A 19,838-nucleotide genomic window follows, 5' to 3' on the forward strand; every position below is an offset into this window, starting at 1 on the left:
TTCGGCTTTCAGGCCCGTTCCCGTCGACCGGCACTCGTGTTTCCGCAGGTGGCGACGCATGTCCACGAAGAAAGTTCCCGTTATTCAAAATCCGTTGGGAACTTTTCTGGTCTGCACACGAACCCGGCCTTCCTGCATCAGCTCTTCGATCAAGGTGAGGCACTCAAACATTGTGGCTGCCGAGCACCGCGCCGGTGTCCAACCTTGCCGAATCATCTTTAAGGTGATGGAGGAGTCCTTATTCCGCTGTTGGTAATCGGAGTGATGTGCGCCGTCGTACATGACGGCAATCTTCAACTCGGGAATGGCAAGGTCAAACACTGTGACAAGCTGGTCACCGACCCTCAGTGGCACTTGTTCTTCGACCGTGCAGCCGTACCGGTTGGCCAGGGCGGCAACCAGCAGGCGCATTTCAGTTTCTTTTGGTGAGTCCGCCAATACGCTGCTGTGTCGTAGCACCTTGTGCAGCCATGTGGCGTCAATTTTGTGCCTAGCTGCCTTGGCGATGCTGCTGGGTGTGATGCCCCAAAAACGTCGCACACAGTCAACTAGTTGGATACCTCTGACCTCTTCGGGGGCCAGCCCCTCTACAGTGACGGTTCTCCACAGGTGCTCACCACGTTTGACCTGCACAAGTGCCTGTATTACGGCGGTGAGTGGTGTGACCGCTTGCAGTGATACACCTCGGTGGGTGACGGTCCATGTTGCAAGTGAGATCCGCGATCGGCGGATTGTCGGACGGCAGGCCCCGGCTACGCTGGTGTGGCCGGAGGTGGTCACCAGGGTGGTGTCAGCGCCTTCGACGAGATAGGGCAAGCCGTAGAGCGCGAGTGCCGAGAATCCGGCGATGATGCTGCCGGGTTGTTCTACCGCGTGTGCGATTGCACGGACTGCTGCCGGGGCGTGATACCTGACGTTTTTGGGGTGGTAGCGCGCATTGTTTTGGACTTGCCATGGTTGCAGGCAGTGTTCGTTTTGTAGGTAGCGACGCACGCTGACCTGCTGGTATGCATGGTTTGGTGTTCGCTGTTTTTGGTGGATCAGGGGCGTGTCGAGGTCGATGGTCATGCCGTTGTAGAGAGTGTTCATACCGTTTAGACGTAAAAACGGCGTGTTCGGCTCCCTCAGTGCTTATTATTTTTCGACGCCCCTAGCCTCGCCCGCCACCCGTCGCCCGCCGAGAAAGTTCCCAACGTTTTTTGAAACCGGGGACCTTTCTTCGTGGACAGTCGTCGCGAACTGGGGAAACGTAAGTGTTGGTCGACCGGAATCGGCCCAAACCCAAAATAGTTCCCGGACGCGGGAACTATTTCAGGCCTACCCTTTCGACCACCCAGGCATGTCAATCTCCCCGTCCGTGGCCACGACCTAAGACGAAGTCCGCCTGTCTCGCTCGTATGCGATGCGCTGCCGTCGTGCCTTGCTCCACCCGGTGCGCCGTTTTGGTGCTCGCGCGTTCTCGCGCATCATGAGCGTAATGCCGTCGAAGTCTGTCGGTTTCCAGGCGTGCCGGTGCTCGCGGAACTCCATGCCTTGCTCGTTATTTGAGCTGTAGACGAGCAGTGCCCTGCCGTCTTTGCAGAGCTCGATGGTGCGGTCCCAGAGTAGGTCTCGGATGCGAGCTGATGGGGTGCCCACGAAGACACCTGGGCTGAGTTCCATGAGCCACTTTGTCAGGTCGCCGCGCAGGCCCGCCGGGCATGCGGTGACGATGAGCACCATCATTGCAGTGCCTCTTCCTCTGCCCAGTTGACGCCTGCAGAGATGACTTCCAATTCGCTCCACAGCATCAGTTCGACATCGCTGTAGAGTTCTTCTTCGGGTACGTCCATGACGTATTGGAGGTCTTTGACCATGCGCTGCATCAGTCGCTTTTCGACGACAGCGTCGCGCACCTTCCGTCGCACCTCGATATGCGGTTTCCCTTTCGCTTCAGCTACTGCGTCGAACGCGGCGGGGATGGCGATCTCGGCTTTGTACAGGTCGGCGATGTCGTAGACGAACGCGCGGTCTGTTCCGGTGTGGACAACTCCGAGTGCGGGAACGAACCCAAGCCCGGCAATGACTGCGTGAGCAATGCCGTAGAGCGCTGCGCTTGCCGCAGTGAGCGCTTGGTTGATGGGTGTGCCGGAGTCGAAGTCGTGCGGGTCGTAGCTTCGTCGGTCCCAGTACACGCCGGTTCGTTCGGCTTCGGCGGCGTAGACACGTTTCATGCGGGAGCCTTCCCTGCCGCGCAGCTGCGCCATGGTGAGAGTGGACACGTCCTCTCCCGGGAATCTGAGGCTGTACATTTTCCGGGCGCAGTCAAGCCGTTTGCGCTGGTGCGTTACGACTTCCGCTTGGAGCAGCGCCATCCGCGATGACTTCGCGGGTGGGCGGCCGGAGGCGTAGTACCGGACACCGCGCTCGCCGACCCAAACTGTGCTGGTGCCTGCGTCGCCGAGGAGTGCCATCGCGGCGTAGGTGATCCGGGTTCCGGGGCCGAGCAGGAGCACCGCAAGTTGTGTCGCGGGGACGTGTGCGGTGCCGCGTTGGTCGGTGATCGTCAACGCGTTGCCGTCACGGTTGACCACGCACCGTTCCGCGTAAAGGAAGGACAGCCGATCACTCATTCGCGCGAGTGCACGGCGAGTGATCGGCAGTTCGTCAGGTGTTGGCATCTCAGCACCTATTTGATGGGGCTAGCGTCAGGAGGCCACAGCCGTAGCCGCGACCACGTCCGATGCCTTGGGTGAGGGTGCGTCGAAAAGCCTCGACGTCAGTGACTTCCAGGACTCCGGAAAAACGGGCCTTGGCGATCCGTACGGGCCTGCCTTTGGTGCCGTCGGCTTTCTTCCGGTGGAACACGTCGGTCCAGCTTTGGATGACTGCCGGTGCTTCAAACGCGTCCCAGTGTGCGCGCTCTTCGTCGTTGACCTCGTCATCGAGCCCTGGTGCCAGCGCAAACCCATGTGCGAGTGACTTTTTACGCAGCCAAGCAAGCTGGTGACGCGGGGAAACGTGCGCCTTGATCTTGCCCCGTTTACCCTGCTGAAACTCGCTATACGTTGGGTTGGCAACGAGTTCGAACTTCCAACGCTGCCCTTTCATGATGCTGTCGAGGAAGCGGCTGTAGTCGGCGATTTTCGCCGGCCGGGTATCCCACCCTGCTTGTTCCACGATGGAGTCAGCGGTCGGCTTTTCGGGCCCCACGATGTAGAGCACGTGGGTGTGTTCTTGGCTATCGACGCGCCACAGCACCCGCCCTGCAGTCTCATCGAGATCCGGCGGGAACGCACTGCGTACGGCGGCGTGCATCGCTTGGGAGTCGGTGAGCAGTCGCCTGCCTTGGCGTCGGGCGGGGTTAATGAGGATCCTTGTGAATGTATTGCTCATGCCTTGATCACCGTTTCGAAGAAAACGTCACTGTCCACCAGCGATTCAGTTCCATCCGGATTATCGATAGCGACGTCCTCTACGCGCAGAACGTCACGCCACCCGTAGCGTCGGTGCTGCGGGTCGAAGCTTATGGGCACGTCCTGTCGCCGGACTCCGCCTTGTTCTTCCTCGTCCGCATCCCGGTAGAGCGCCAAGTTGACGTGTTTTGGCGCTTCACGCTTGTGCTGTGCTGTTGCATGCCACGTAGGATGCTCGCGCAGCGCAGTTTCCGCGTCGGTGTCGACGATGCCGATCACTAGTCCTGGGTGCACCGGACATGACCTTCGGCCCATGAAGAGTGGGAATGCGGGAGCGCGTAGTGCTTCCGCGATGCCCTCCAGCAGGGCACGGTCGTCCGATTCGACAGCTACTACGAACGCAGCGTCGCTGAGGAAGTATCGGGTGATGAGCTCCGCGGATGCGTTCGGGTCGGTAAGCCAGGGCTGGGCCGTCTGATAGTCGCGCAGTAGGCTGCCTGACTGGTCAACGCGCACTCCGAGCCGGAGGCGAGTGAGGTCTTCGACTGGGTCCGTTCGACGCCGCCCCTGTGCTGCAGCGATGAGTCCGATGATGCCCGATTTCGTCGGTGTGAGCGCAGTAGCACGTATTTTGTGCCGAGACTCATCACCCCATGACTGTAGGGGCCCTTTCAGTAGGAGGAGTAGGGAGGAACTCATGCGTCATCACCTAGTGCGGTGGCAACGTCGGCTGCGACGCGTTCGCCCAGCTCCTTCAGTGTTACGCGCTCCGCGAGGCCGTCGAATGGCGCGGCGATATCGCCGAGACCGAGGACGTATTGGCTGGTGGGGACGAAGCCGTAGGTGTCCTGAATTGCGCGTGCCTCGTCGGCAAGACGTGCTGCTGCTACGTGGCGACGGTCGAGTTGCTCGGTTGCAGTCACCGCGTCTTCAAAAGCAGTGACGAGGGAGACTGGGCGGGTATCGCGGACGGTCACAAACACGAGCTCGGGGAGAGTCTGGTTGGCAAAGGTATTGATCTTGCCAGTTGGCATGGACGCGACGAATGCCTCGATGAACTGCTCGACAGCCTTAATCGTGGCATCGGTGGACTCGAGGTTTTTCTTCAGGCCGTCGACGTTGATGGTGGCGTAGCGGTAGAGGCTGGAGGACATCATCTGTACAGTGCCGAGCATCCCTGCACCAGTTTCTTCGCCTTCTTCGGCAAGGTCGTCGACGGCGGTGTAGAAGTCGAATTCGGGCGCGGATGCGTGCACGCCGATGGCGTGCGCTACCTGGACTGCTGCGTCGACATTGAAGGATGCGTCGTCAGCAACCATTCGACCGAACATAGACATGTCCACGCTGTGGTTGGTATCCAAAATGGCAGTCGCTTCGGCCTTAGTGAACTTCTGACCGTCGCGCTCAGCAAGCTCGCGGACAGCGCGATCGATTTGCTGTGGGCTGAGGAAGATCAGGTAGGTGGTTTGTGGCCATGGGTTGTGTTCGGTGTCGTCGCCCTTCTTTGGCTTCTCTACGACGGTCTTGATCTTTACAGCGTTGAAGAGCTGCTCCGTGCGCTTGATGGCGTCTTCATCGGAGATGCCGGCAACTTTGGCGAGCTGCTTCGCGATCTTTTCTGGAAGGCGCTTGGAGCGGTCACCGATGGATTCTGGATCGAAGTGCTCGGCGAAGTACTTGCGGATTGCGCGCTTCCAGGACTGGGAGGAGACGCGCTGACGTGGGACGCCGCCGAACACGGCTGTCTTAGGGGCGCCGGTATCGTCGCGGTTGATGAGTGAAGGCGGGACTGTCTGAAGTGCGTGGATATCGATGATGAGAGACATGATTGTCCTTTCGAAAAGTAGAAGTTAGCGGATTGCGTTGTCGAGTTCTTGTGCTTCTGCCTGGGCAGAGGGCCGGAGTGTTCCGATGGCGAAGTCTCTACCCCACCGCAGCAAAACGCCGTCCCGGTACTTTGGGTTTTGGAGCGATCGGAGATCCCCGGCGAATTGCCCGTAATCAAACGGCAAGTCTTGCGAGCGAAGCAGGCTGACGAGTGAACGTAGATGGGTGATCCGTGATGGGAAATCCAGAGCAACCTGCATCGCGTCGAACCGCTGCTTTATTGAGTTGGACTCAGTTTTTCTGTAGAGCTGACCACATGCGAGTGCGAACGAATCTCCCTGCTTGTGCGCCGGTGTGCGTGCACTTTGCATGTGGACCCCGAACAGGGCGAGTGCGTAGAACGCTGCGTACTCGCTTGGGGAGGGCTTGTCAGACTTTCCCAGTTCTTGATCACTGAGTTCCGGTTGCAGCAGCATGAGCACGTCTTGGAGTGCGAGCGGGTTATGCTCCAATCCTATTGAGGCATATTTGCGCAGGTCGGCAAGCGATCCGCGGGCGCTAGCTCCTAGAGCGGTATGGGCTTGCTCTAGGTAGTGGTTCTGTAGCCGCGTCGCCGTTGCCCCTACTGCGGCGCGGAGGGTGGGTTTAGTCATGGTTTTCTCCCTGTTGTGATGTGCGGTCGGCGTTTCGCTGGGCAAGCAGCGGAAGGGCGTCGCGCAGCTTCCGAAGCAGCTGGTTATGGATGGATCCGGCGTTGATCACACGGCCTTTGCCGTCTTCAGTGCTATCGAGGCGGCCGATCATGGCTTTGGGTCCTGCTCCTCGGACGAGTTCCGCTGCAAGCTCGAGTGCGCTATCCCGGACGAGTTCCTGCCAGCGCACGCACTCGGAGGCTACGTCGTCGATGTTGAGATTCCGGAGCCACGTCATGAACTCGGGTTCGAGAAGGGCGTAGAGTCGGTCCGCCGACTTGGTGCCGAAGCTGTACTCTCCGCCTGCCGCGACCGCGAGTTGTCCTTCAAACCAGCCGAGGCAAACCGCTGTATCGCGCACCGCCTGGGCGGCCGCGCGGACACGTTGCCGGTCGGTGGTGGAATACTCATTGTTCTGCAGCAGATAGAGGGGCAGCCCGATTTCGCCGCTGATCACGGTGCCGACAGAAGAACTCTGAGGGCCGTAAGCCATGGAGACAATGGCGATGTCGAGCAGTTCTTGCTCCCTGGTCACGTCGGCAATCTCCGCCAGATTTGCGAGTGTTGCGGGTTTGATCGGGGCCAGGTTCTTTCCGCCAAACCCGGCGTCATTTTCACTGACAAGGAGCGCATCGATCGAGTTCCACACGGTGCGCTCTGAATCGTATGGCTTCGGGTAGTACGCGGTGAGGTCTTTCTTACTCTGATTCGGGCTGTACCGGTATGGCGTCATCGGGTCGCCGAAAACATTCTTTCCTGCGTCTGGGATGCGGTCACCATTGCAGACGAGCACTCTCGTGACGCGGTCCCCTTCTGGGAAGAGGCGGATGCGTCGGGTTTGCCAGGTTGCCAAGTCAGCAGGGCCGTTCGGCATCACGCCTTCCTTGGGTGCACTTGGATCGAAAAGGCGTTGCTTGGCGGTATCAGGATCGCGTTCCCAGATCGGTGTGTCTCCCGTGGCCGTCGGGTCTACTGCTTCCTTGACTGTATTGAGCACCAGTGTTTCTTGCAGTGTGTCGCCGCGTACGACCGTTCCGCCGGTCATGCCAGCCCACCCGGTCCCGATCGGGTAACCTCTGCCACCCTTGACTCGCGGGTCATCTGCAGCGCCAGATTTGATGCCAGAGTAATCGTAGGCGTGTTGGTGGATCAGCCACCTGGCTGCCTCCGGGAACGAAATGGAGGCGCGCCCTGCGCCGGTGCGCATCGTAAAGAAATCTGCCTCAGCGTCTGGGAGGATCCTCGAGATAGGTGAATGCGTATTCTTGCTGGTATGCAGGTTCGCTACCTGCATGAACGGCACTTCATCGTCGATCAGATTGAAGCGGTGTTCGTATTCCTTCAGATAAGCAAGAACGATGTCATCGCGCTGGTGCTGTCTCGCCTGGTTGCGTTGTTCCTGGAACCACGACTCCCAGCGGAAACCTCGGCTTCGTCGGCCGGTGGGTACTGAACTCTTGAGGTGATGGTGGTGCGCTCGCCAGTAAATGGCAAGCAGCACTCGGAGCACCGCGTAGTCCTGCGTCGGTGAGTCGCCGACGACGCTGAGTGGCTGCTCGGTGCCGTCGAAAATTTGCTGCAAGCTGAGGACTTTGTCGCCGTCAGCCGTTGTGGTGCAGATCCACGGTTCATGTACGAGGTTGAATGTCACGTTCATCACTCCTTTCTCTCATTGTTGTGCGTATGACTACAGCGTAGCGGTGGAGGGGACACCACTACTCACCCCTTTCGAACGAGACTTCGATTCCGAGCTCGCTGCTGTAGCGAACGAGGAATCGGCCGATCCTTGTTTCGCCGTCCTCGTCGAGGGGAAGTGCGAGTTGGCCGTTGAGTAGGTAGTGCTTACTCCAGGTGACAGGGGTATTTTCCTCGAGCGCATCCATGACGATGTTGAAGTCGCTCTCGTATCGCGTCAGGCGCGCCGGGAGTCGCACAGTGCTTGATGCGAGTTGGAATGCCGTCTGATAGTCAGGCTCGGCGTCGGCAAGTACTTCCTTATCGACGCCCCATAGCCGGTACCCGTAGTCAGTCTCGATAATCGGGATCACTTCGACGGTGGGCTCCGCGTCGCGAACCTGCGCAGCACCGGCTTCTTCCCTGTCCAGGTTCAGCGCTGCACCTTTGTTTTCGAAGAATTCAATGAGAGTCTCAGCATGAAACGGGGATGGAGTCCGGAACGACGTTGAGCGTTTTCGCGCGTTGTGCTGCCTTAATTGGCTTACTCCGGCGGCTTCATCCCAGATTTGCTGCATCTCGTCGGGCACTACGGTCGTGTCCAGGTCATACGTCGATTGAACGAGCGCTTCAATGTCGTCCGGTCGACGGAACGTAGTGGGTAGGTGGAGCAGCGTGGAAAGAAGAATCTGAGGGTCGTAAATAGCCATCGCACCACCGTCGAATTCAGGAGTCGGCAGGGGCGAGAGCACGCCGCGAATAAAGATCTTCGGATCCTGTAGTTGAGGTGGACGGTCATCGACCGGGCGGCTGTGACGCTGTAGTCGGCCAGCGCGTTGTACTACCAGGTCCATCGGCGCGATGTCGGTGATCAGTACGTCGGCGTCGATATCCAGACTCTGCTCGGCGACCTGGGTTGCAACAACAACTTTGCGGTATGGGCGACCTGCGCCGCGCCGCGCGTGCGGGCCGAGTTGTTCCCGGAGTGCGTCTTCCTTTTGCAATCGTTCCCAGGCGATGAAGCCGGCGTGGTGCAGTTCGATGTCATCCGCGTACTGGGTTTTGAGCTCCCGGTACGCATCTTGGGCGCGGGCAATGGTGTTGCAGATGATAAGGGCGCAGCCGCCGTCGATAAGCAGGTTGTCGAGCGTGCCTCGAAGAGTGTCGAGTGAGTCGTCGATGTGCTCGATGGTGGCCACCATGTTGGTTGGATTTGGGGGTGGCGTGATGTACGTCGTTGCAGACTCATCGGCGACCGTAATCAGCGGGTAGCCGTGTGGTGCTTCCTCGGGAGCCACCCCGGTGTACGCTTCGACGAGCGAGGCCCGTCGCTGGGCTGGCAACGTCGCAGACATCATAATGACGCTCGCGCCGTAGTAAGCAAGCCACTCAAGTGTGGTTTCGAGGTATTCGGAAGTGTACGCGTCATAGGCATGAACCTCGTCGAAAATGATGACCTTTCCAGCTAGCGCGGCGTGACGCAGCATCGAAAAGCGTTGCATAAGCGACATCATTAAGACTTGGTCAATAGTGCCAACGACAATGTTTGAGAGGAGGCCGCGACGTCTCCCTCGCATCCAGCTGCTCGCGATCACATCACCGTGGTTTGACGTTTCGTCTTCGGCGATTCCGCGCGGCAGACTCATTGCTGCCCGTGAGAGCTGGTTTTTGGAGTGTGCGAGGTACAGCGACGTGACAGTGCCAACGTCCGAGGTGTTGCGCGCCCAGTCGATGGTTCGCTCCAGTAGCCCGTTCGCAGTGGCCATAGTGGGGGCCGCAAAATAGATGCCCTGTGCACCAGTCTGATCAGCGATGATGTGTGCTGCGGCAAGCGCCGCCTCAGTCTTACCGACGCCAGTCTCCGCCTCAAGGATGAACAGCGTGGGCCGGGTTGCGCGCCGGGCAGCTTCAGCGAGTGCGCGTTGCACGTTGCGCGCATTGAAGTGTTGAGGCCAGGCAAATGATGCTCGATACAGCTCGTCGATGTCGCTGATCGGTTTAACTGGGTGCCATGGAGCCGTGAGGTCGGTCTGCGCCATCCCCGACCGCAGCCTCTCGACCTGTCCTTTATCGACGACCATCGGAAACGCCTCAGCATTCGACGCTATCCAGTCCGCAATGACCACCAAGCCAGTCAGGAACTGCGCAACCCCCGCCTCGGGGTCCTCGATCTTTCCGATTTTGTCTAGGACCGGTTGCGCGTGCAGCGTCGTCGTCATTGCGCTGACAATTTCGTCTTGAACGCCTAGCCATGCCGCTGGGTACTTGCTGAATTCGTTTTCAACGGCTGTCTTCTCGTCGCCTGTCGACGCGACTCCGTGGTGCGCGTCCCCTGTCGACCCAACCCAAGTAGCCATCGTTCGCGGCATGCCTTGTGTTTCCAGCCAGCGCCTCAGGATGACTCCCGAACTCCTGCCGTGCGGCATCTTCAGAAGTTCATCTTTTTCGAGGTCAAGGCCAGTATCGACAATGGCATTGATGATATGCTCGTACCCGGCTCGATCCTGAAGCTGGGTCTGGAAAGAGCGGGTAATCTTCCCCGCGTCGTGAGTGCCAGCGAGCCAAATATAAAAAGTGCGGAGCTCCTCGACGGTGATTGCTAGATGCCCCGCGATCTCGCGTTTGATGTTATCGGCGACCCATACGTCGAACACCGCAGCTGCGGCACAGGCTGCATCTACTAGATGCTGGGGAACTGAAAGATGGCCAGTCTCATCGCCGGACTTGGCCCAAAGAGACTGCGCCTGCGGGGAGCGTTTCGAGACCCACTTTTCGAACAGCTGAGCTGTCTCGAGCGTGCTTTCTGGCAGTTCGTGTCCGGGCCTCATGTTTTAATCCTTTTGTCGATGTTGCTTCAAGTTATAGCAAGTGTTTCATACCAATGCAACCCGGAACCCGCTCTAATCAGTTAACGAAAAAATACTTAACTCTTTTGAGCACGGCAGATTCAGGCACTAAATTCTAAGTATCCCCGCTTCGGCAGGGATGAGCCTTGATTGGATCGAGGCTTTAGATTCTCCCTGCGTCGGCGGGGTTATGTTCCGATCGCAAGTCGTATGTAGAATGCGGTACAGGCTCCAAAACTTGCAGCTCAGCAAGTGTGTTCCCCGCGCCTGCGGGGATGAGCCGTTGGCTGGCCGTTTTCGGGAGACTCAGACGCTGTGTTCCCCGCGCCTGCGGGGATGAGCCCTCCGCTAGGCAGCAAACTTGACCGTTTGGCGTGTGTTCCCCGCGCCTGCGGGGATGAGCCCCCATGACCATGTGCAAAGTCTGTGGCTACGAAGTGTTCCCCGCGCCTGCGGGGATGAGCCCATTAACTTGGCCCTGAAAAAGGTCACCCTGAGTGTTCCCCGCGCCTGCGGGGATGAGCCCAGCACATCATTCTGCGCGATTAGATGCTCCAAGTGTTCCCCGCGCCTGCGGGGATGAGCCCCGTGACACGTTCACCCTGGACGACGATGACATGTGTTCCCCGCGCCTGCGGGGATGAGCCCGTTTTGGAAGCGCTTGTAGCAGCAGAAGTCATGTGTTCCCCGCGCCTGCGGGGATGAGCCCTGGCTCAACGACGCCCAGTAAGGAGCGCAAATGTGTTCCCCGCGCCTGCGGGGATGAGCCGATTCATATCTCCACGTCAAACGCTGAAATCGAGTGTTCCCCGCGCCTGCGGGGATGAGCCTAATTGGTGTAAGGCAAAGAGCAACACCGAAAGGTGTTCCCCGCGCCTGCGGGGATGAGCCCATGCCCAGCACTGCACTCCTACGCCGAATCTAGTGTTCCCCGCGCCTGCGGGGATGAGCCCAAAATCCTCAATTTTACGCTGCCCGCGCATCCGTGTTCCCCGCGCCTGCGGGGATGAGCCCTCGGAATCTCGAAGTAGACCCTCCCGCCGACAGTGTTCCCCGCGCCTGCGGGGATGAGCCCAGTGCGTGCGCCTGGTCTGGTGGCCAGTGCGAGTGTTCCCCGCGCCTGCGGGGATGAGCCCCCGGAAATCCACGAGGTCACGTTTGACGCTGAGTGTTCCCCGCGCCTGCGGGGATGAGCCGTATGGGCCGATTAGGTGGAAGGACATGTCTGAGTGTTCCCCGCGCCTGCGGGGATGAGCCCCTCGAACTCGGCTGATGCCACCAGCACTAGCAGTGTTCCCCGCGCCTGCGGGGATGAGCCCCGTGACACGTTCACCCTGGACGACGATGACATGTGTTCCCCGCGCCTGCGGGGATGAGCCCCCTCGTGCCCCGCCCAGGATTCGAACCTGGAGGTGTTCCCCGCGCCTGCGGGGATGAGCCCCCGGCGCGCCCGCTAAGCGCGTCACCCGCAAAGTGTTCCCCGCGCCTGCGGGGATGAGCCCAGCCCCATACGCGCCGGGGGAGTAGAGGGCGTGTGTTCCCCGCGCCTGCGGGGATGAGCCCGGTAAGCAAACTTGACACAGTGCCAAAAATTGGTGTTCCCCGCGCCTGCGGGGATGAGCCGGGCTCGACGCAGCGCGTCGCGAAGGTCGCCGGGTGTTCCCCGCGCCTGCGGGGATGAGCCCCTCCATGCGCCACCGGCCATGGGTGGTTTCCAGTGTTCCCCGCGCCTGCGGGGATGAGCCCCGGCCCGTGTGCGTGATGGTGTCGCCCGCGTGGTGTTCCCCGCGCCTGCGGGGATGAGCCCCACGCACGCCGACGTCCCGGCACCTCAACACAGTGTTCCCCGCGCCTGCGGGGATGAGCCCGCGAACGCCGTGGCTATCGGCTTCGAGATGCAGTGTTCCCCGCGCCTGCGGGGATGAGCCCGACAACCTCATTTCACGTGGGGACCGCACAAAGTGTTCCCCGCGCCTGCGGGGATGAGCCCCGGCCCGTGTGCGTGATGGTGTCGCCCGCGTGGTGTTCCCCGCGCCTGCGGGGATGAGCCCCACGCACGCCGACGTCCCGGCACCTCAACACAGTGTTCCCCGCGCCTGCGGGGATGAGCCCGCGAACGCCGTGGCTATCGGCTTCGAGATGCAGTGTTCCCCGCGCCTGCGGGGATGAGCCCGACAACCTCATTTCACGTGGGGACCGCACAAAGTGTTCCCCGCGCCTGCGGGGATGAGCCCACGACCAACAATGAGGCTACCACAGTCGTATCGTGTTCCCCGCGCCTGCGGGGATGAGCCCGATTGACGCGCGCGTAGCCGGTTCTAAAGATGGTGTTCCCCGCGCCTGCGGGGATGAGCCCTGTTTCATCTCGTGAAAATGTTGCCCCTGACCGTGTTCCCCGCGCCTGCGGGGATGAGCCGTCCAATGAAGAGCCGGGGCACACCACCCGCGAGTGTTCCCCGCGCCTGCGGGGATGAGCCCCCCAATCAGTTTTCGCCTAGCCATCAGTAAAGTGTTCCCCGCGCCTGCGGGGATGAGCCGTGACCGCATGAGCAGCAATTATGACCGGTTGGGTGTTCCCCGCGCCTGCGGGGATGAGCCCAGCTCAGGGTGACGAAACCAGGCCGGATTGCTGTGTTCCCCGCGCCTGCGGGGATGAGCCGGCCCGTGAGCTGTGGTTTGACTTCGAGCAAGCGTGTTCCCCGCGCCTGCGGGGATGAGCCCCTTGCGCCTCACACACAGCGCATCTCGAAGCCGTGTTCCCCGCGCCTGCGGGGATGAGCCCCTTGCGCCTCACACACAGCGCATCTCGAAGCCGTGTTCCCCGCGCCTGCGGGGATGAGCCGGATACGCGGGTGGCGGAGCATGTCGAGAAGCTGTGTTCCCCGCGCCTGCGGGGATGAGCCCGACGCCTCAGCAACCGACCCAGAACCAGGCCGGTGTTCCCCGCGCCTGCGGGGATGAGCCCCCCTACGGTGAGGGGTCGGTTAGGGGGTCGATGTGTTCCCCGCGCCTGCGGGGATGAGCCCCAGCGGGGACGTAATGAATGTGCGCGGGTCCAGTGTTCCCCGCGCCTGCGGGGATGAGCCGCAGTCGCGCTGTAGCGTCCTGAGACAACAAAAGTGTTCCCCGCGCCTGCGGGGATGAGCCCTTGCCCTGCGATGCCGCCTTGTAAATCTGGTCGTGTTCCCCGCGCCTGCGGGGATGAGCCTCTCACCTCCAGGGGCTTAGGTGGCCGGATTCCGTGTTCCCCGCGCCTGCGGGGATGAGCCCCCCAACCCGCCACCTCACGGACGGCGAGGTCTGTGTTCCCCGCGCCTGCGGGGATGAGCCTCAGCTGGGAACCGAGTTTGATAAGGCGAAGCTGTGTTCCCCGCGCCTGCGGGGATGAGCCCACTGGCCAAAGGCATGCGCGTAATCGTGACGGGTGTTCCCCGCGCCTGCGGGGATGAGCCCGGCTCCCCCGCCCGAATCAGGCGACCCATTGCGTGCTCCCCGCGCCTGCGGGGATGAGCCCACTGCCTCGTCGATACCGCCGTGCGCGAGGTGGTGCTCCCCGCGCCTGCGGGGATGAGCCCTCACGCGCCCACGCCTCAAACGTCAACGCCCCGTGCTCCCCGCGCCTGCGGGGATGAGCCGCTGAAGATGAAGGAGGTGACGGGACGTGATTGGTGCTCCCCGCGCCTGCGGGGATGAGCCCCTCATTGGGGTTCGAGGCCATTGATTTTTGCGGTGCTCCCCGCGCCTGCGGGGATGAGCCCAGCTCCTCGTCGAATTCCACCGGGTGAATTTCGTGCTCCCCGCGCCTGAGGGGATGAGCCCGTGAACAAGGCTGTTGCCGCTTCCGGGGCGCTGTGCTCCCCGCGCCTGCGGGGATGAGCCGGCGGGCACCGACCGTGTGGCCCGTAACGGTCTGTGCTCCCCACGCCTGCGGGGATGAGCCCACCGCCGCGTTCAACTTCTCCGGCAAGAATGAGTGCTCCCCGCGCCTGCGGGGATGAGCCCGCCAGGACGCGAAAGGCGCGGGGCGTGAACTGGTGCTCCCCGCGCCTGCGGGGATGAGCCCGGCGCACCTAGCGCGCCATGGTGTGCGAACACGTGCTCCCCGCGCCTGCGGGGATGAGCCGGCGGGCACCGACCGTGTGGCCCGTAACGGTCTGTGCTCCCCACGCCTGCGGGGATGAGCCCATCAATAACGCTTTCGTAGGTGCACCACCGATGTGCTCCCCGCGCTCGCGGGGATGAGCCCGACCCTTCGCGGGCCGCATAACGGCGCACTCGGTGCTCCCCGCGCTCGCGGGGATGAGCCCAACACTGTTTGGATCGGGATGCCTGGTGCGCCGTGCGCCCCCGAGCGGGTGGGAAAGAGCCACATAGTGTGTTCTTTTCTGAGGCTTTGTGACGAGGTCTTTAACGCTCCATGTGCTTGCGGGGATGAGCTCGTTGAGTCTCGACGCAATACGTTTTCAAGGGTGTTCCCTGCGTTTGTGCGGTGGTCCGGTCTTTTGGCAGTTTATAGAATCCATGCACTTTCTGCCGTAGCACGCCATTCGCTGGGAAAATCCAGGGCGAATTGTCTTATCGAAGGGGAGCTTGGTTGCCTAATCAACCACGATCTACCGACGCCCTCTCCTTGGATCGAATTCACTTGTTGTAGGCCGATCCAGATAGATCCATCCGGATATACCTTCGGTCACGACACGTCCACCTCAACAAAAAGGGCAGGCCCTCACGAAAGTGAGGGCCTGTGACCTGTATTGTACGGGCGTTTTCCCGTTTCACTCTCGCCAGTATACGGCCTATCCGTTTCGTATCCAACACTAACCATCGACCAGCAAAATAGTTCCCGCGCTCGGGAACCATTTTGCGTTTCAGACCCGCTCCCGTCGACCAGTACCTACGTTTCTCCAGGTCACGACGCCTGTCTACGAAGAAAGTTCCCAAGACCCGTAGGTCCGGGGAACAATTCTGGAGCGGCGGGGTGGGTCAGACAGCCAGACAGCCAGACCGGGAGAAGCCTTCAAAAGCCAAAAGCCATCAAAACCCGCTAACCTCAAGCCCAACACCACCCACCCCCAACCAAAACAGCCCGCGCCGTACCGTAGTACCGCGCGGGCTGCCCTACCATGGGCCCCACCAGGCCCTTTAGGTTCGGGCCCCACCAGACCCGAAAGGAGGTCGTCACGCTGTTGCTGTCATCAGAGGCTAGAGAGACTAGCAATGTGACAGGCAATGGTGACTGACCGCGTTCCATGGTACCCGGTTGGCGCGGTGGGGGCGAAGTGGGCGTCGGAAAGCGAAAAGTGGGGCGCAAGCAAAAACGCAATTCTGTTCACAAAACCTCGAGCAAACTCATCATCACTACCTGTCCCCCCAAAAAATGACGCCTACAATCAAACTTTCCACGTCCACAATCAGAAAAGGACCGTTCATGGACCTTCTAAGGCTCCTCAGCAGGCACGCGCGCCCGTACCGCGGCGCGATGCTCGCGGTGGTGTTGCTGCAGGCAATCACGACTGCGGCGACGCTCTACCTGCCCAGCTTGAATGCAAAAATTATCGACGAAGGCGTCTCCCAAGGCGACGTCTCCTTCATCTGGCGCACCGGCGGCGTGATGCTGGCAGTGGCGTTTGTGCAGGTGATCGCGGCGTGTGCGGCGGTGTGGTTCGGGTCGAGGGCCTCGATGGGCACAGGTCGTGATATCCGCGAGGAGGTGTTCGGTCGGGTGTCGCGGTTCTCGGCGGAGGACATGTCGCACTTCGGTTCGGCGACGCTGATTACGCGCGGGACGAATGACGTGCAGCAGGTCCAGCAGGTGTTCTTGATGTTCTTGAACTTTATGGTGGCGGTGCCGATCATGATGGTCGGCGGCGTGGTCATGGCGGTTCGGGAGGATCCGGGGATGAGCTGGCTGGTCGCGGTTTCTGTCGTTGTGTTGGCGGTGGTCGTGGCGGCGCTGATCGGTCTCCTCCTACCGTTGTTCCGCTCGATGCAGTCGAAGATTGACCGTATTAATGGCGTGCTGCGCGAGCAGATCGCGGGCGTGCGCGTGGTGCGTGCGTTTACGCGGGAGGAGTTCGAGTCCGAGCGTTTCGACGCCGCCAACGCCGACCTCACGCGGTTGAGTCTGAGGATCGGCAATTTGTTTGTGATGATGTTCCCGGTGATCATGCTGATCCTGAACCTGGCGACGGCGGCGGTCCTCTGGTTCGGCGGCCACCGTGTGGACGCGGGTGAGGTGCAGGTCGGGTCGTTGACGGCGTTCTTGCAGTACCTCCTACAAATCCTCGCCGCGGTGATGATGGGCGCGTTCATGGCGATGATGCTGCCGCGCGCCCTGGTGTGCGCCACCCGTATCACGGAGGTGTTGAAGCACGAGCCGTCGCTGATCGAGCCACCGGCCAGCGCAGCCGCCCCGACAAACAGCACCGTCACCTTCGAGGACGTGACCTTCACGTACCCGGGCGCGGAGGAGCCGGTGCTGGACGGCATTTCCTTCCAAGCCAACCCTGGCGAAACAACCGCGATTATCGGTTCGACGGGTTCGGGCAAGTCGACGTTGTTGGGGTTGATTCCGCGTCTCTACGCGCCGACGGGCGGTCGGGTGCTGGTTGGTGGTCGGGATGTGGCGTCGTTACGCCGTGCACAGCTGGTGGGCGCGGTGGCGATGGTGCCGCAGAAGCCGTATTTGTTCTCGGGGACGGTGGCGTCGAATTTGCGTGTGGCCAGCCCGGATGCGACGGATGAGCAGCTGTGGCGGGCGCTCGAGATCGCGCAGGCCACCTTCGTGGATGACCTCGAGATGCCGATTTCCCAGGGCGGCACGAACGTGTCCGGCGGGCAGCGCCAGCGCCTGTGCATTGCGCGCGCGATTGTGGAGCGGCGCGGCGTCCTCCTCTTCGACGACTCTTTCTCCGCCCTCGACATGACCACGGACGCGCGGCTGCGCGCAGCGCTGGCCGAGCACGTGGCTGACGCGACGGTGATCGTGGTGGCGCAGCGTGTCAGCTCGATCCAGAACGCGGACCAGATCCTGGTTCTCGACGCCGGCCGCATCGTGGCCCGCGGCACCCACGATGAGCTGCTGCAAACTTCGCCGACGTATCAGGAAATTGTCCGTTCCCAGCAGACGGTGGAGGCAAAATAATGGCTAACAACCAAGCTAAAGACCACGTCGAACTGACCGACGAGGAAATCCAGAAGCTCGAGGGCTCCATGGACGGCCACTTCGGCGGCGCCCCGCGCTCCGCGAAGAACTTCTGGCCGTCCGCGAAGCGGCTGGTCGGTCTGCTGGCCCCGCACAAGGCGATGTTTGCCCTGGTGGTGGCGCTGGTGTGCGTGTCGGTCGGGCTGAATGTGTACGCCCCGCGCGTGATGGGCCACGCGATGGACGTCATCTTTTCGGGCGCGATCGGCGCCCACCTGCCCGCCGGCGCCACCCAGGAGCAGGTGATTGAGGGTTTGCGCGCGGGCGGCCAGGACACGTTCGCGGACATGCTTTCGGGGATGGATCTGACCCCTGGTGTGGGCGTCGATTTCTCGCGTCTCGGCCAGCTGATCCTGGCGGTGTTGGCGCTCTACGTCGGCGCCAGCCTGCTGATGTGGCTGCAGGGTTTCCTGCTGAACCGCATGGTCATGCGCGAGATTTACCGCCTGCGCGCCCAGGTGGAGGCGAAGCTGAACCGGGTGCCGTTGAGCTACTTCGACCGCGGCCAGCGCGGCGATATCCTGTCGCGCACCACGAACGACGTCGATAATGTGCAGCAGACGTTGCAGCAGGCGCTGTCGCAGGCGTTGCAGTCGGTGCTGATGGTGTTGGGCATCATGGCGATGATGTTTACGGTGTCGTGGCAGCTCACCCTCCTCGCCCTCGTCTCGATTCCGCTCACGGGCCTGGTGGTTGGGGTGATCGGCAAGCGGTCGCAGCGGCACTTCAAGCAGCAGTGGCGCGCAACGGGCCAGCTCAACGGGCACATCGAGGAGTCTTTCTCCGGCCACGAGGTGATCACGCTCTTCGGCCGCCAGGACGCCTCCCAAGAACTTTTCGACGCCCGCAACCACGACCTCTACACCGCCTCCGCCTCGGCGCAGTTCCTCTCCGGGCTCATGATGCCGATCATGCAGTTCATCTCCTACCTTTCCTACGTCCTCATCGCGGTTTTCGGCGGCCTGAAAGTCGCGAACGGCTCGCTGACGCTCGGCGCGGCGACGGCGTTCATCCAGTACTCGCGCCAGTTCAACCAGCCGCTCGGGGAGCTCGGCGGCATGGCCCAGATGGTGCAAAGCGGCGTCGCGTCCGCCGAGCGCGTCTTCGAATTCCTCGACGCCCCCGAGGAGCCCCGCGAGTCACACACCAGCCCGAAGCGCGCCTCCGGGCACGTCCAATTTATCGACGTCCACTTCTCCTACACCGACACTCCCCTCATCCAGGACCTCAACCTGGAGGTGCAGCCGGGCCAGAAGGTCGCCATCGTTGGGCCGACCGGCGCCGGCAAAACCACCCTGGTCAACCTGTTGATGCGCTTCTACGACATCGACTCGGGCCAGATTCTCCTTGATGGCGTCGATACGCAGTCGATGTCGCGCCAGGACTTGCGCAGCCAGGTCGGCATGGTGCTTCAGGACGCCACCCTCTTCGAAGGCACCATCCTGGAAAACATCCGCTACGGCCGCCTCGACGCCACCGACGAAGACGTCATCGCCGCCGCCAAAGCCACCCTTGTCGACCGCTTCGTGCACACCCTCCCCGACGGCTACCACACCGTCATCGACCAGGACGGCGGCGCCCTCTCCGCCGGCGAACGCCAACTCATCACGATCGCGCGCGCCTTCGTCTCGAAGCCGTCGCTGCTCATCCTCGACGAAGCCACCTCCAGCGTGGACACCCGCACCGAGCTGATGGTGCAGCACGCCATGGCCGCCCTCCAGGCCGACCGCACCAGCTTCGTCATCGCCCACCGCCTCTCCACCATCCGCGACGCCGACCTCATCCTGGTCATGCAGGACGGGCACATCGTCGAGCAAGGCGATCACGCCTCCCTCCTCGCCCGTCGCGGCGCCTACTGGGAGCTCAACCAGGCGGGCTTCTCCGAGGATTAGGTCCCTCGGTGGGCCCGCTGAGGCCCCTCGCGCACCACATTCCCTCCCTGTCCCCCGCCGACCTGGGCTTTTCCAAACCCGGCTGCCGAAAAACCAGGAATCTGGTGCGCACATCCCCCGCCCAGACACCACATTCCCGTTTTTTGAGAGGGCGCCTCGGCGTTTCCCCTGGTCGTCAACACCACGAGAGGGAATTTGGTGCACTCCCCCTCACCCCAGTGCCAAAGGACGCAACCCCCTTTTCGCGACCTGGGCTTTTACCCCCCTCATCCAACAGGAATTGCGTCCTTTGGCACTGGCACCCCAAC

Annotated in this window: 11 protein-coding genes; 2 read left to right on the plus strand and 9 right to left on the minus strand. The window is 61.7% G+C overall.

Annotated elements, in window-relative coordinates; all coding sequences use genetic code 11:
* Positions 1-84 precede the first annotated feature (84 nt).
* The 9 genes from BJP06_RS09715 to BJP06_RS09755 form a co-directional block, all read right to left on the minus strand.
* Entirely contained in the window at positions 85-1,089 is a 1,005-nt protein-coding gene (locus BJP06_RS09715) for a hypothetical protein (protein WP_070361633.1), read from the minus strand.
* A gap of 279 nt (positions 1,090-1,368) precedes the next feature.
* On the minus strand, positions 1,369-1,725 hold the full coding sequence (gene cas2e, locus BJP06_RS09720; RefSeq protein ID WP_070361634.1) for a type I-E CRISPR-associated endoribonuclease Cas2e: 357 nt from the start codon (positions 1,723-1,725) through the stop codon (positions 1,369-1,371).
* The gene (cas1e, locus tag BJP06_RS09725; protein ID WP_070361635.1) at positions 1,722-2,660 is read right to left on the minus strand and encodes a type I-E CRISPR-associated endonuclease Cas1e; all 939 of its coding nucleotides are present in this window, start codon (positions 2,658-2,660) and stop codon (positions 1,722-1,724) included. Before cas1e ends, cas2e begins: the two co-directional genes overlap by 4 nt.
* 1 nt (position 2,661) lies before the next feature.
* The gene (cas6e, locus tag BJP06_RS09730) at positions 2,662-3,375 is read right to left on the minus strand and encodes a type I-E CRISPR-associated protein Cas6/Cse3/CasE (RefSeq protein ID WP_071573709.1); all 714 of its coding nucleotides are present in this window, start codon (positions 3,373-3,375) and stop codon (positions 2,662-2,664) included.
* Positions 3,372-4,094 (minus strand): type I-E CRISPR-associated protein Cas5/CasD, encoded by a 723-nt coding sequence (gene cas5e / locus BJP06_RS09735; RefSeq protein WP_070361637.1) that lies wholly within the window; start codon positions 4,092-4,094, stop codon positions 3,372-3,374. The genes cas6e and cas5e overlap by 4 nt, the downstream gene beginning before the upstream one ends.
* Complete coding sequence (gene cas7e, locus BJP06_RS09740; RefSeq protein WP_070361638.1) at positions 4,091-5,221, minus strand: type I-E CRISPR-associated protein Cas7/Cse4/CasC; 1,131 nt, start codon at positions 5,219-5,221, stop codon at positions 4,091-4,093. The genes cas5e and cas7e overlap by 4 nt, the downstream gene beginning before the upstream one ends.
* Before the next feature lie 24 nt (positions 5,222-5,245).
* A complete protein-coding gene (casB, locus tag BJP06_RS09745) occupies positions 5,246-5,875 on the minus strand; it encodes a type I-E CRISPR-associated protein Cse2/CasB (RefSeq protein WP_070361639.1) in 630 nt (209 codons plus the stop codon).
* Positions 5,868-7,571 (minus strand): type I-E CRISPR-associated protein Cse1/CasA, encoded by a 1,704-nt coding sequence (gene casA, locus BJP06_RS09750; RefSeq protein WP_070361640.1) that lies wholly within the window; start codon positions 7,569-7,571, stop codon positions 5,868-5,870. Before casA ends, casB begins: the two co-directional genes overlap by 8 nt.
* A gap of 58 nt (positions 7,572-7,629) precedes the next feature.
* Positions 7,630-10,416, minus strand: a complete 2,787-nt coding sequence (locus tag BJP06_RS09755; protein WP_071573710.1) for a CRISPR-associated helicase/endonuclease Cas3 — start codon at positions 10,414-10,416, stop codon at positions 7,630-7,632.
* Positions 10,417-15,862: 5,446 nt separating this feature from the next.
* Between BJP06_RS09755 and BJP06_RS09770 the strand changes: the two genes are divergently transcribed.
* The gene (locus BJP06_RS09770; RefSeq protein WP_071573712.1) at positions 15,863-17,578 is read left to right on the plus strand and encodes an ABC transporter ATP-binding protein; all 1,716 of its coding nucleotides are present in this window, start codon (positions 15,863-15,865) and stop codon (positions 17,576-17,578) included.
* Positions 17,578-19,530: an ABC transporter ATP-binding protein gene (locus BJP06_RS09775; RefSeq protein ID WP_071573713.1), complete on the plus strand. Its 1,953-nt coding sequence runs from the start codon at positions 17,578-17,580 to the stop codon at positions 19,528-19,530. The genes BJP06_RS09770 and BJP06_RS09775 overlap by 1 nt, the downstream gene beginning before the upstream one ends.
* Positions 19,531-19,838 lie beyond the last annotated feature (308 nt).

It is taken from the genome of Corynebacterium sp. NML120713 (genome assembly GCF_001875735.1).
GTDB lineage: Bacteria > Actinomycetota > Actinomycetes > Mycobacteriales > Mycobacteriaceae > Corynebacterium > Corynebacterium pseudogenitalium.

Bases quoted from the DNA above. Each gene is read 5' to 3' on its own strand.
- cas7e (WP_070361638.1), bottom strand. From the start codon at position 5,221: ATGTCTCTCATCATCGATATCCACGCACTTCAGACAGTCCCGCCTTCA.
- BJP06_RS09755 (WP_071573710.1), bottom strand. From the start codon at position 10,416: ATGAGGCCCGGACACGAACTGCCAGAAAGCACGCTCGAGACAGCTCAG.
- BJP06_RS09715 (WP_070361633.1), bottom strand. From the start codon at position 1,089: ATGAACACTCTCTACAACGGCATGACCATCGACCTCGACACGCCCCTG.
- casA (WP_070361640.1), bottom strand. From the start codon at position 7,571: ATGAACGTGACATTCAACCTCGTACATGAACCGTGGATCTGCACCACA.
- BJP06_RS09770 (WP_071573712.1), top strand. From the start codon at position 15,863: ATGGACCTTCTAAGGCTCCTCAGCAGGCACGCGCGCCCGTACCGCGGC.
- cas5e (WP_070361637.1), bottom strand. From the start codon at position 4,094: ATGAGTTCCTCCCTACTCCTCCTACTGAAAGGGCCCCTACAGTCATGG.
- BJP06_RS09775 (WP_071573713.1), top strand. From the start codon at position 17,578: ATGGCTAACAACCAAGCTAAAGACCACGTCGAACTGACCGACGAGGAA.
- cas6e (WP_071573709.1), bottom strand. From the start codon at position 3,375: ATGAGCAATACATTCACAAGGATCCTCATTAACCCCGCCCGACGCCAA.
- casB (WP_070361639.1), bottom strand. From the start codon at position 5,875: ATGACTAAACCCACCCTCCGCGCCGCAGTAGGGGCAACGGCGACGCGG.
- cas1e (WP_070361635.1), bottom strand. From the start codon at position 2,660: ATGCCAACACCTGACGAACTGCCGATCACTCGCCGTGCACTCGCGCGA.
- cas2e (WP_070361634.1), bottom strand. From the start codon at position 1,725: ATGATGGTGCTCATCGTCACCGCATGCCCGGCGGGCCTGCGCGGCGAC.